Genomic DNA, 12296 nt, shown 5'->3' with positions numbered 1-12296 from the left:
TAAAATAGTACGAAAGTTCAGGAAGGAGGGGTTTTATGCAGTCAGATAAACGTTGGCTTCTGCATTACCCGAATCAAATTCCCCACGAACTCACCATTCCAAATGAGACGTTACAATCTTACTTATTCAGCTCCGCAGAGGCTGCACCTGAGCATACAGCCATTCATTTTCTAGGAAAAAACATCACCTATGAACAGCTCCAGGAAGAAGCATTGAAACTAGCTGGTCACCTGATGAAAATTGGCGTGAAAAAAGGCGACAGAGTAGCAATCATGCTGCCAAACTGTCCTCAATCTGTCATTTCTTATTATGCTGTTTTAATTGCAGGCGGCATCGTTGTTCAAACGAACCCGCTTTATACGGAGAAAGAACTGGCATATCAAATGGGGGACAGCGGCTCAAAAGTGCTGATTACACTGGATTTATTGTATCCAAAGGCCTATAAAATGAAAGCGCTGACAAGTATGGAGCACTTGATCATCACCAAACTACAGGATTATTTACCATTTCCGAAAAACATTCTGTTTCCTATCGTCCAAAAAAGAAAAAATAAAATGGTCATCCAAGTAGAGAAAAGCGAGACCATTCATCACTTCTCACAAATTATGAAAGAATCGTCAGAAGAACAGATTCCGGCGCTTGCCTTTGAACCGAAAGAGGATGTCGCTGTTTTGCAATATACAGGCGGAACGACTGGTTTACCAAAAGGGGTCATGCTGACGCATGAAAATATTTTAGCGAATACTGAAATGTGCGCTTCTTGGATGTATAAAACGACAAGAGGAAAAGAACGAATCCTTGGCATCATTCCGTTTTTTCATGTATACGGAATGACGACCGTATTAAACCTTGCTGTGAAAGAAGGGCATTCAATGATTCTCCTTCCGCGATTTGACGCAGCTGATACCCTCAAAACGATTGAAAAACAGAAACCGACGCTCTTTCCAGGTGCACCCACCATGTATATTGCCTTGCTGCATCATCCGAACATTGAAAAGTATAATCTGTCGTCCATCACTGCATGTTTAAGCGGCTCGGCGGCTCTTCCTGTTGAAGTCAAACAGAGCTTTGAGAAATTAACAGGAGGGCGTTTAGTTGAGGGGTATGGTCTTTCAGAAACTTCGCCAGTGACCCATTCTAACTTTTTATGGGGAGCGAACAAAACAGGCAGCATTGGCTGTCCGTGGCCTGGGACAGACGCAGGCATTTATTGCGAGGAAACGGGTGGCCTTAAAGAGCCGTATGAGCACGGAGAAATTATCGTCAAAGGGCCGCAAATTATGAAAGGCTATTGGAATCAGCCAGAGGAGACAGCAGCTGTATTAAGGGACGGATGGTTTTTCACTGGAGATATTGGGTATATGGATGAGGACGGTTTTTTCTATATCGGTGACCGGAAAAAAGATGTCATTATTGCGAGCGGTTATAATATTTACCCAAGAGAGGTCGAAGAAGCCCTTTATGAGCATGAGCTTGTACAAGAAGCCGTTGTCGCAGGCATACCAGATCCTTATAGAGGAGAAACAGTAAAAGCGTTTGTTGTGCCGAAAAAGGATGCTTATTTAACAGAGGATGAACTCGATCGCTTTGTCAGAACGAGAATTGCTTCATTTAAAGTACCGCGCGTGTATGAATTTAAAGAATCACTGCCTAAAACGGCTGTCGGAAAAATTTTGCGCAGAGTATTAATTGAAGAAGAAAAAAGAAAGCAAGCTTCATCATCTGAGACACCTGTCGATCAATTGAAGAAATAACGACCTTCATCATCCGGTCGAGCGGCCGGATGATTTGAATGATGACCGTCTGCTCTGGTATGATAAAGGTTGAAAAGAAAGAAGAAGATCACTTGACAAATCACCCGTTTCTTTTTAACATAAAGTTATGAATGAATGCTCATTCAATTTAGAAAGGGACGAAGCACATTGAAGCAGAAAAGACCGAAGTACATGCAAATTATTGATGCTGCAGTTGTGGTGATTGCGGAGAACGGCTATCATCAATCACAAGTTTCAAAGATTGCGAAACAAGCAGGGGTGGCAGACGGAACCATTTATCTTTATTTCAAAAACAAAGAGGATATTCTCATCTCATTGTTCAAAGAAAAAATGGGACAATTCATCGAACGGATGGAGACAGATATTCAAAAGAAGCCGTCTGCAAAAGAAAAGCTTCTACTGTTGATCGAGGAGCATTTTCGCATGCTGGCGCAAAATCATCATTTGGCTCTTGTGACACAGCTTGAACTCAGGCAGTCAAACCTTGAGCTGCGGCAAAAAATCAATGAGGTGCTAAAAGGGTATTTAAATATGCTCGAGTCGATTTTAACAGAAGGAAAGAAAACAGGAGAATTCAGACAAAATTTAGATGTCCGCTTAGCAAGACAAATGGTATTTGGGACGATTGATGAAACCGCAACAACATGGGTCATGAATGATCAAAAATATGATCTGCCTGCACTCGCAGAAAGTGTACATGATCTGCTGTTAAACGGAATACATCAATCCTAAAGACAATGTGAAAAAGGATGATTGACATGGAAAAAATACTCAGCTTACATCATGAAGGACAGACAGCGCTCATCACGATTCAGAACCCGCCTGCAAATGCCTTATCCTCTCAGCTGCTCACTGAGCTTAATGACATGTTCGATAAGCTCGAACAGAATGAAGAAGTAAGAGCGATTGTGATCCACGGAGAAGGCAGATTCTTCTCAGCAGGTGCTGATATTAAAGAATTTACGACTTTACAGGAAGAGTCTGATTATGCAAGCCTCGCTGATAGAGGACAGCAAGTCTTTGAACGGATTGAACAGTGTCCAAAGCCAGTCATTGCCTCGATTCACGGAGCAGCATTAGGCGGGGGCCTTGAGCTTGCTATGTCTTGTGATATCCGAATCGCAACAAAAGATGCAAAGCTTGGACTGCCAGAACTAAACCTTGGCATTATTCCAGGATTCGGCGGCACGCAGCGTCTCCCGCGCTACGTTGGTTCTGCTAAAGCACTTGAAATGATGGGAACAGCTGAACCGATTACAGGTGAAGAAGCATTTACGTGCGGCCTTGTTACAAAGCTGGCAGAAACAGAGGAAGAAGCGCTCGAAGCGGCCAAAACACTTGCGGGGAAATTTGCCGCGAAAAGCCCTAAATCACTTGAATATGTGCTTGATTTATTGAACGCCACAAAACTGTATTCATATGACGGCGGAATGAAGCTGGAAGCCAAAAAATTTGGTGAGGTTTTCCAATCAAATGACGCCAAAGAAGGCATCCAGGCCTTTATTGAAAAGCGCAAACCGAATTTTAAAGGGGAATAAGGGATAAGTACGACACAAGGGGGAGAAATAAATGAATATATTTGTTTTGATGAAGCGTACGTTTGACACGGAAGAGAAAATTTCGATTCAGTCTGGTGCAATTCAAGAAGATGGAGCAGAGTTCATTATTAATCCTTATGACGAGTATGCCATTGAAGAAGCCATTCAGCTTCGCGATGAGCACGGGGGAGAAGTGACCGTTGTGACAGTTGGCGGTGAGGATGCAGAGAAACAGCTGAGAACAGCGCTTGCTATGGGCTGTGATCAAGCTGTCTTGTTAAACGTCGAAGATGACTTAGAAGAGTGGGACCAATATTCAGCTTCTACCATTCTTTATCACTATTTAAAAGACAAAGAGGCTTCCTTGATCTTAGCAGGGAATGTAGCAATTGACGGCGGCTCTGGACAGGTAGCCCCGCGTCTTGCTGAATTACTCGGTTTTTCATATGTGACTACGATAACAAGTATTCAAATTGACGGCGGCTCTGCGGCGATTGAACGAGATGCAGAGGGGGATGTGGAAGTCATTTCTGCCGAACTCCCGCTTGTCGTCACAGCTCAGCAAGGACTCAATGAGCCTCGCTATCCATCATTACCAGGCATTATGAAGGCAAAGAAAAAGCCTTTAGAAGAATTGGAACTTGATGATTTAGATCTGGATGAAGACGATGTACCATATAAAATCAAAACAATTGAACGTTTCTTACCGGAGAAAAAAGAGGGTGGCAAGGTGCTGAGCGGCGAGCTTCAGGATCAAGTCAAAGAACTGACAGATCTACTCAGAAATGAAGCAAAAGTCATCTAAACATCCACTTTACGATATCACGAGAACAAGGGGGAGCTTGAAGATGAGTAAAAAAGTTGTTGTACTTGGAGAAAGTCGTGACGGTAAATTAAGAAATGTGACATTTGAAGCCATTGCTGCCGCTCACAAAGTGGCAGAGAGCGGCGAGGTCATTGGCGTGTTAATAGGGGATGACGTCAAAAGCCTAGCAGATGAACTGCTTTACTATGGAGCGGATCATGTCATGATTGTGGAGCATCCGCACCTTTCATATTATACGTCAGATGGTTTTGCGCAGGCGCTTCAAGCCATATTAGATCAGGTTGATCCAGATGCTGTGCTCTTTGGCCATACATCTATCGGAAAAGACTTGTCGCCGAAAATAGCCGCACGTCTCCAGACTGGCTTGATTTCAGATGCGATTGATGTAAGCGTTACCGGTGAACATCTTGTTTTCACTAGACCGATTTACTCTGGAAAAGCCTTCGAAAAAGTCATTTCGACAGACCGTCTGCTTCTAGCAACCATCCGGCCAAATAACGTGGCACCACTTGAGCGGGATACGTCACGAGGCGGAGAAGTCACACCAGTTTCTGTCGACATTCAAAACCTTCGGACGATCGTGAAGGAAGTCATTAAAAAAACGTCAGAAGGTGTAGATTTATCAGAAGCAAAGGTCATTGTTGCTGGAGGGCGCGGGGTTAAGAGCAAGGAAGGCTTTGAACCGCTGAATGAACTCGCTGAGACGCTGGGGGCAGCAGTCGGAGCTTCGCGCGGAGCCTGTGACGCTGATTATTGTGATTATGCCCTGCAAATTGGTCAAACGGGAAAAGTCGTCACACCTGATCTTTATATTGCATGCGGGATATCAGGAGCGATTCAGCATTTAGCGGGAATGTCTAACAGTAAAGTCATTGTGGCCATCAACAAAGACCCAGAAGCGGAAATCTTCAAAATCGCCGATTATGGAATTGTTGGTGACTTGTTTGAAGTGGTACCGCTTTTGAATGAAGAGTTAAAAAAGATGAATATCCACTCGTAACGCTCATACACTCAGAATGCCTAGGTATTCTGGGTTTTTTTGTATGTGATCAAGAAGAAAAGGAGCGGTTGACAAGTGAAGGGGACAGTAAAAGTCAATGACGTGATTGGACGCATTTCTAAACACATTTATGGGCATTTTCAGGAGCATTTAGGAAGAGGAATTTATGACGGGATTTGGGTAGGAAAAGACTCAGAGATTGATCATATTGAAGGGATTCGTACCGATGTACTGAAGGCCCTTCAAGCATTACATATTCCGGTGCTGAGATGGCCGGGGGGCTGCTTCGCAGACGAGTATCATTGGGCAAATGGTGTAGGTGAGCTGAGTGAACGAAAGCCAATGGTCAATACCCATTGGGGTGGTACGGTTGAATCCAATGCATTTGGTACGCATGAATTTATGGCATTGTGTGAGCTGCTTGAATGTGAACCTTACATTTGCGGCAATGTGGGAAGCGGGTCTGTTCAAGAATTAGCCGATTGGGTCGAATACATGACATTTCCAAAAGGGACACCTATGTCAGATTGGCGCATTAAAAATGGAAAACAAGAACCTTGGAAGCTGACCTATGTTGGTGTAGGCAATGAAAGCTGGGGCTGCGGCGGGAATATGACGCCTGAATACTATGCAGATTTATATAAACGCTATCAAACGTACGTAAGAGAGTTTGCAGGGCAGCGTATTTATAAAATCGCCTGCGGCGCGAACTCTAATGACGTGAATTGGACGAAAGTATTGATGGAGCGGGCCGCACCGTGGATGGATGGGCTCAGTTTACATTATTACACCGTACCGGGTACATGGGAGAAGAAAGGATCAGCGACTGAATTCGATGAGGATGAATGGTTTATCACGCTGAAAAAGGCCTATGAGATGGAACGGCTTGTCGAAGACCATGGAGAAATCATGGATCGTTATGACCCAGACAAGCGAATCGGGATGATTATTGATGAATGGGGGACATGGTATGACCCAGAGCCAGGGACAAATCCTGGGTTTTTATATCAGCAAAACACACTAAGAGACGCCCTTGTGGCCGCCCTCCATTTTCATATTTTTCATCGCCATTGCGAGCGGATTCATATGGCAAATATTGCTCAGACGGTCAATGTGCTGCAAGCGATGGTATTAACAAAGGATGAAAAGATGCTTCTGACACCTACGTATCATGTATTTCACATGTTTCAAGTGCATCAAGAGGAAGAAGCGCTTGAAGTGGAGTTCGTTTCACCGCCGTATGAACGAAGAGGTGAAAAAATTCCTCAGGTCAGTGTGTCAGCCTCGCGTTCATCAGGGAAGATGCATATTAGCTACTGTCACTTGAATCCGCATGAACAAACAGAGATATCCCTTGCCATTGCAGGGATTGAAGAACAAACGAAAGTCACTGGACGTGTACTGACGGCTGATCGCATGAATGCCCATAATACATTCGATGATCCTCATTCTGTTCAGCCAAAAGACTTTGAGCAAATGGCTGTAAAGTCCGGAGAATTAACGGTGGAGCTGCCGCCAATGTCAGTGGTCATGATAACTGTCGACCTCGCTTAATTGCATATTTCGATGTTTGATGAGAAGAATGTTGGGGCATCATACATTGTAAATGAAGCGGAAAGGGTGTCATGTCATATGCTTAGAACCATTCTTATGATCATCGGTGCGATTGTTGTTATTGGTGCGATTATACGGTTTGTTTTTTAATTCATTTCCTAAAAAATGATTCGTAAGCATTTCATTCGCAAGTCACATTGGTAGATGCTATACTAAAAAGCATAATTTACATTGGAGGAATGAATAATGGCAATCGTAAAAGCTACTGACGCAACATTTTCACAAGAAACTGCAGAAGGTGTTGTTCTTGCAGACTTTTGGGCACCATGGTGTGGACCTTGTAAAATGATTGCTCCAGTTCTTGAAGAACTTGATCAAGAAATGGGCGACAAAATGAAAATTGTAAAAATTGATGTAGACGATAACCAAGAAACTGCTGGTAAATACGGCGTTATGAGTATCCCAACACTTCTTGTTTTAAAAGACGGTGAAGTTGTAGAAACTTCTGTCGGTTTCAAACCAAAAGAAGCACTTGCTGAGCTTGTCAACAAACATCTATAAACCGATCTATGTCCAAGCGGCATAATCATTGAAGCGGTTCTCGTAAAGACGAGAGCCGCTTTTCTTTCAACATGGTATAAAACAAATGTTCGTGATACACTAGAAGGAGTGAAAGAGGAAAACAAGGACGGATGAAAAGATGAACAAACTAATCAAAGAAAAGCTGTCAGTCCTGCCGGATCAACCAGGCTGTTACTTAATGAAAGATAGACAAAATACGATCATTTATGTGGGAAAGGCAAAGGTTTTAAAAAATAGGGTGCGCTCTTATTTCACTGGATCACATGACGCCAAAACGCAGCGGCTTGTCAGTGAAATTGAAGACTTTGAATACATTGTCACCTCTTCTAATATCGAGGCGCTCATTTTAGAGCTGAATTTAATCAAAAAATATGACCCGAAATACAATGTTATGCTCAAGGATGACAAGACGTATCCATTTATAAAAATTACGAATGAACGCCATCCCAAGCTGATCGTCACCCGCAATGTAAAAAAGGACAAAGGGAAATATTTCGGTCCATACCCAAACGTACAAGCAGCTCGAGAAACGAAAAAGCTGCTCGACCGCTTATATCCACTGAGAAAATGCGCCACCCTTCCTGACCGCGTCTGTCTTTATTATCATCTTGGACAATGTCTTGCGCCATGTGTGTATGACATTTCCGAAGAAACGAATAAGCAGCTCGTGGATGAAATCACAAGGTTTCTAAACGGAGGACATCAGCAAATCAAAAAAGAACTCACCGAAAAGATGCAGGAAGCTGCTGAAAATTTAGAGTTTGAACGGGCAAAGGAACTAAGAGACCAAATCGCATATATTGACTCAACGATGGAAAAACAGAAAATGACGATGAGTGATTTATCAGATCGAGATGTCTTTGCCTATGCCTATGATAAAGGCTGGATGTGTGTCCAAGTTTTCTTCATCAGACAGGGGAAATTGATTGAACGTGATGTCAGCCTGTTTCCAATGTATCAGGACCCTGAGGAAGAGTTCCTCACGTTTATGGGGCAATTTTATGAAAAGAACAACCATTTTCTGCCGAAGGAAATTCTGGTGCCTGACAGTGTCGATCAAGAGATGATTGAGCAATTGCTTGAGACGAACGTTCACCAGCCGAAAAAAGGAAAGAAAAAGGATTTACTTTTACTTGCCCATCAAAATGCCAAAATCGCCTTAAAAGAAAAATTTTCGCTCATTGAGCGTGATGAAGAGCGGACAATTGGTGCGGTGAAACAGCTCGGGGATGCACTTAATATTTATATGCCATACAGAATCGAGGCATTTGATAACTCAAATATTCAAGGGGCAGACCCGGTTTCTGCCATGGTCGTCTTTCAGGACGGGAAGCCCTATAAAAAGGAATACCGAAAATACAAAATTAAAACTGTCTCAGGGCCAGATGATTATGCATCCATGCGTGAGGTCATTAGAAGACGATATACCCGCGTGTTAAAGGATGAACTGCCGCTGCCAGATTTAATTTTAATTGACGGAGGGAAAGGACAGATCAACGCAGCCATCGATGTGCTTGAAAATGAATTGAATCTGTCTGTCCCAGTCGCAGGTCTTGTAAAAGATGAAAAACACCGGACTTCAAATCTCATGATGGGAGATACACTTGAAATTGTTGCGCTGGAGCGGAATAGCCAGGCTTTTTACTTATTGCAGCGCATTCAAGATGAAGTGCACCGGTTCGCCATTAGCTTTCACCGGCAGCTGCGCGGAAAAAATGCATTCCAGTCTATTTTAGACGATGTACCAGGTATCGGAGAGAAACGTAAAAAACAGCTCCTCAAACATTTTGGCTCTGTGAAAAAGATGAAAGAAGCCTCTATCCAAGACTTTCAGGAGGCTGGCATTCCGAAACAGACGGCTGAACTTTTAATGGAAGCATTAAAAAAATAGATTGTACTTTTACCGAAAGTCTGTTAAGATGTGACTAATTTAATAAATGAACGTGTTGTTTGTTGAAGATAGAGGTGCGAACTTCAAGAGTAAGCCTTCGGAGATCGATGGGATCTAAGAAGAGGGCTGAAAGGGGAGCGTCGCCGAAGTGAATAAAATCCACTCATTTTATTCGCTGGCTGTACATTGAAGAAATGTAGGGCTGTCAAGAATTCATTTCTTGGAGGGCTATCTCATTGTTTGCATCGTTTAATGATGATTTTAAAGCAATGGGAGATTTGTTCTCTCATTGCTTTTTTATTTGCAGTGAGCGGACAGTCTCCAAAGCTGCCTCTTCTCTCACACGTGAACTTTTGAAAAAGGGTGGTAGACATGGGACTAATTGTACAAAAATTTGGCGGAACTTCCGTTGGGTCGGCAGAAAAAATTCGCAATGCCGCAGAGAGAGTGATCGCTGAACGCGAGGCAGGACATGATGTGGTTGTGGTTGTATCAGCGATGGGCAAATCAACGGATGTTCTAGTAGACTTAGCGAAAGAACTCACAGACGATCCAAGCAAAAGAGAGATGGATATGCTGCTCGCAACTGGTGAGCAGGTGACCATTTCATTATTAGCGATGGCGCTCCAAAGAAGAGGTTATGATGCCATTTCCTTTACAGGCTGGCAGGCTGGTATGAAAACAGAGCATGTACACGGAAATGCAAGAATCGTGGACATTGATGAATCAAGAATAAAAGAGGAATTAAGTGCGGGGAAAGTTGTTGTTGTGGCAGGCTTCCAAGGAATTGCAGATGACTTACATATCACAACACTTGGCCGCGGCGGATCAGATACGACTGCTGTGGCACTGGCTGCCGCACTAAAAGCTGATAAATGTGATATTTACACAGATGTACCAGGAGTGTTTACAACAGATCCGCGTTATGTACCATCTGCGCGGAAACTTGCAGGCATTTCATACGATGAGATGCTTGAGCTGGCTAATTTAGGAGCTGGCGTTCTGCATCCAAGAGCTGTTGAATTTGCGAAAAATTATCAAGTCCCGCTAGAAGTCCGTTCTAGTATTGAAAATGAATCGGGTACGTTAATTGAGGAGGAATCATCCATGGAACAAAATTTAGTCGTCAGAGGCATTGCATTTGAAGATCAGATTACACGTGTGACAGTGTGCGGACTTTCAAGCGGTTTAACAACATTATCGACCATTTTTACGACGCTTGCGAAACAGAATATCAATGTTGATATCATCATTCAGTCTGTCACAAGCACCAATCAGACGTCGATCTCTTTCTCTGTCAAAACGGATGATTTGTCCAAAACAGTTGAAGTATTAGAAGAATATAAAGGGGCGCTTGGCTACGAGCAGATTGAGACAGAAAGCAAATTAGCGAAAGTATCCATTGTGGGATCTGGGATGGTCTCAAACCCAGGCGTAGCTGCTGAAATGTTTGCTGTGTTAGCGCAAAAAGACATTCAAGTGAAAATGGTCAGTACGTCTGAAATCAAAGTCTCAACAGTGGTCGGCCGTGATGATATGGTCAAAGCGGTTGAAGCGCTGCATGATGCGTTTGATTTATCAAAGGTGAGCGCCGCAGCTCATTCTTAAAAAGGTAAAGAGGTGCTCTCATGAAAGAGGGTCGCCTCTTTTTTCTATATGGAGTCGGCTGAAACGGGCGTAAACCCATTCATTAAGTATGCTATGATAGATGTAGACATATAAAAAAGGCGTGACCTGAAGTCCGCGCCTTTTATCAAGAGTATTAGCTAGGGTCTCTTAAATCCCATTTAACGGTTAAAATGACTTTCTCAGCACGCTTTTTCACTTGTTCATAGGATTCAGCCACGTGCTCATTCAGAAGCTGAATTTGTTCAGCAATAAAACCCGCTTCCATCTGAAAGCATGGCTCCTTTTGATAGATGAGTCGATTTGATACTAGTGGACCTTCGAGCTCAAACTCAATTTCCTGTTTTTTCGAATGGACCATTGTGAGAGTCCCCCATCCGGCATCATGGAAAAATTCGGGGATCTTCTCCCATGACTCTTGAGGAAATTTACGAGCAAGCAGTTTACCCGCAAAATACATCATAGATGAATGGTCCTGACCAAGAATATCAGGCAGCAGAACTTCGCGTATCAGCTCGTAGGCAAATCCATTGACTTCAATTTCTTTTAGCTGTTCTAAGTTAGATTCGAATTTATTCATTGTACGGCTCCCCTCTTTCAACAATTTATTATAGCTTATGTGGGCATATGATGACAGAGTTTTCCCTGAAGTCTAAGAAATTCTTATTGTAGTAAAACGAATTTTGATTTAAAACTTTTAAATTTCGGAAAATTTTAATTTATGTACGCGGTTTCTTGACGCTTTTTTGACATAGGAGTAAAATGAAATTGTCAATAAATTTGAATAAAGTGCTTACAATTGAAAGAAGCGGGGGTAAGACAATTTTCAAGCAATTGCACTTTTTTTACTAGGGGGTAAAGTAATGTCGGGGAACAAAGAATTTTTTTATCGGAGATTGCATTCTTTGCTTGGCGTCATTCCGGTCGGTCTATTTTTAATACAGCACTTAGTGGTTAACCACTTTGCGACGAATGGACCTGAGGCGTTTAACAAAGCTGCACACTTTATGGAACAGCTTCCTTTCAGATATGCACTTGAGCTGTTCGTGATTTTCTTACCACTGATCTATCATGCTGTTTATGGGGTGTACATAGCCTTTACGGCACAAAACAACACGTCTCGCTTCAGTTACTTAAGAAACTGGCTGTTCAGACTGCAAAGGATTTCAGGTATTATCACATTGATTTTTGTCTCTTGGCACGTATGGGAAACACGAATTCAAGCTCAGCTTGGAGCTGAAGTCAACTATGACATGATGGCGAATATTTTAAGCTCTCCATTTATGCTAGGCTTCTATATTGTCGGCGTTTTATCTACTATTTTCCACTTTGCTAATGGCTTGTGGTCATTTGCTGTCAGCTGGGGAATTACCGTTTCACCACGCTCACAACGAATCTCCACATATGTGACATTAGGTATATTTATAGCGCTTTCATATGTAGGGCTAAGAGCAATTTTCGCTTTTGTTTAAGAGGAAATAGATTAGTAGAAGAGGGAGAGGGG

11 protein-coding genes and 1 riboswitch are annotated in these 12296 nt (G+C 42.8%); of the genes, 10 read left to right on the top strand and 1 reads right to left on the bottom strand.

Features of this window, described 5'->3' with window-relative positions:
* The first annotated feature begins 35 nt into the window (after positions 1 to 35).
* The 9 genes from NSS80_RS13990 to NSS80_RS13950 all read left to right on the top strand — a co-directional run bounded on the left by NSS80_RS13990 (position 36) and on the right by NSS80_RS13950 (position 10774).
* A complete protein-coding gene (locus NSS80_RS13990) occupies positions 36 to 1754 on the top strand; it encodes an AMP-binding protein (RefSeq protein ID WP_342498329.1) in 1719 nt (572 codons plus the stop codon).
* A 168-nt stretch (positions 1755 to 1922) separates the two neighbouring features.
* Positions 1923 to 2507 (top strand): TetR/AcrR family transcriptional regulator, encoded by a 585-nt coding sequence (locus NSS80_RS13985; RefSeq protein ID WP_024427175.1) that lies wholly within the window; start codon positions 1923 to 1925, stop codon positions 2505 to 2507.
* Between the two features lie 26 nt (positions 2508 to 2533).
* Entirely contained in the window at positions 2534 to 3313 is a 780-nt protein-coding gene (locus NSS80_RS13980; RefSeq protein WP_025092456.1) for an enoyl-CoA hydratase, read from the top strand.
* A gap of 31 nt (positions 3314 to 3344) precedes the next feature.
* Positions 3345 to 4118, top strand: a complete 774-nt coding sequence (locus tag NSS80_RS13975) for an electron transfer flavoprotein subunit beta/FixA family protein (protein ID WP_034279727.1) — start codon at positions 3345 to 3347, stop codon at positions 4116 to 4118.
* A 43-nt stretch (positions 4119 to 4161) separates the two neighbouring features.
* Positions 4162 to 5139, top strand: a complete 978-nt coding sequence (locus NSS80_RS13970) for an electron transfer flavoprotein subunit alpha/FixB family protein (protein ID WP_317221891.1) — start codon at positions 4162 to 4164, stop codon at positions 5137 to 5139.
* 75 nt (positions 5140 to 5214) lie between these two features.
* Positions 5215 to 6693 (top strand): alpha-N-arabinofuranosidase, encoded by a 1479-nt coding sequence (locus NSS80_RS13965; protein ID WP_041115053.1) that lies wholly within the window; start codon positions 5215 to 5217, stop codon positions 6691 to 6693.
* Positions 6694 to 6939: 246 nt separating this feature from the next.
* On the top strand, positions 6940 to 7254 hold the full coding sequence (gene trxA / locus NSS80_RS13960) for a thioredoxin (RefSeq protein WP_007501629.1): 315 nt from the start codon (positions 6940 to 6942) through the stop codon (positions 7252 to 7254).
* Positions 7255 to 7393: 139 nt separating this feature from the next.
* Positions 7394 to 9166, top strand: a complete 1773-nt coding sequence (uvrC, locus tag NSS80_RS13955; protein WP_024423216.1) for an excinuclease ABC subunit UvrC — start codon at positions 7394 to 7396, stop codon at positions 9164 to 9166.
* Between the two features lie 61 nt (positions 9167 to 9227).
* Positions 9228 to 9405: riboswitch (Lysine riboswitch) on the top strand.
* Between the two features lie 133 nt (positions 9406 to 9538).
* On the top strand, positions 9539 to 10774 hold the full coding sequence (locus NSS80_RS13950; RefSeq protein ID WP_034279740.1) for an aspartate kinase: 1236 nt from the start codon (positions 9539 to 9541) through the stop codon (positions 10772 to 10774).
* Between the two features lie 154 nt (positions 10775 to 10928).
* Here the strand turns inward: NSS80_RS13950 and NSS80_RS13945 are convergent, their stop codons facing one another.
* Complete coding sequence (locus NSS80_RS13945; protein WP_317221892.1) at positions 10929 to 11372, bottom strand: YslB family protein; 444 nt, start codon at positions 11370 to 11372, stop codon at positions 10929 to 10931.
* Between the two features lie 283 nt (positions 11373 to 11655).
* Here NSS80_RS13945 and NSS80_RS13940 point away from each other — a divergent pair, with 283 nt between their 5' ends.
* Positions 11656 to 12264 carry a succinate dehydrogenase cytochrome b558 subunit gene (locus tag NSS80_RS13940; protein WP_024423213.1) on the top strand — a complete coding sequence of 203 codons (609 nt, stop codon included), beginning with the start codon at positions 11656 to 11658 and terminating at the stop codon, positions 12262 to 12264.
* Positions 12265 to 12296 lie beyond the last annotated feature (32 nt).

The sequence above is a fragment of the Bacillus sp. FSL M8-0350 genome (assembly GCF_038593345.1).
In the GTDB taxonomy this organism is placed as follows: domain Bacteria; phylum Bacillota; class Bacilli; order Bacillales; family Bacillaceae; genus Bacillus; species Bacillus safensis.
Note: the sequence above shows the minus strand (reverse complement) of the source record. Positions and strands in the feature narration are given on the sequence as shown.

Coding starts and splice junctions, on each gene's coding strand:
- NSS80_RS13945 (WP_317221892.1), bottom strand. CDS start 11,372: ATGAATAAATTCGAATCTAACTTAGAACAGCTAAAAGAAATTGAAGTC.
- NSS80_RS13980 (WP_025092456.1), top strand. CDS start 2,534: ATGGAAAAAATACTCAGCTTACATCATGAAGGACAGACAGCGCTCATC.
- uvrC (WP_024423216.1), top strand. CDS start 7,394: ATGAACAAACTAATCAAAGAAAAGCTGTCAGTCCTGCCGGATCAACCA.
- trxA (WP_007501629.1), top strand. CDS start 6,940: ATGGCAATCGTAAAAGCTACTGACGCAACATTTTCACAAGAAACTGCA.
- NSS80_RS13940 (WP_024423213.1), top strand. CDS start 11,656: ATGTCGGGGAACAAAGAATTTTTTTATCGGAGATTGCATTCTTTGCTT.
- NSS80_RS13990 (WP_342498329.1), top strand. CDS start 36: ATGCAGTCAGATAAACGTTGGCTTCTGCATTACCCGAATCAAATTCCC.
- NSS80_RS13950 (WP_034279740.1), top strand. CDS start 9,539: ATGGGACTAATTGTACAAAAATTTGGCGGAACTTCCGTTGGGTCGGCA.
- NSS80_RS13970 (WP_317221891.1), top strand. CDS start 4,162: ATGAGTAAAAAAGTTGTTGTACTTGGAGAAAGTCGTGACGGTAAATTA.
- NSS80_RS13975 (WP_034279727.1), top strand. CDS start 3,345: ATGAATATATTTGTTTTGATGAAGCGTACGTTTGACACGGAAGAGAAA.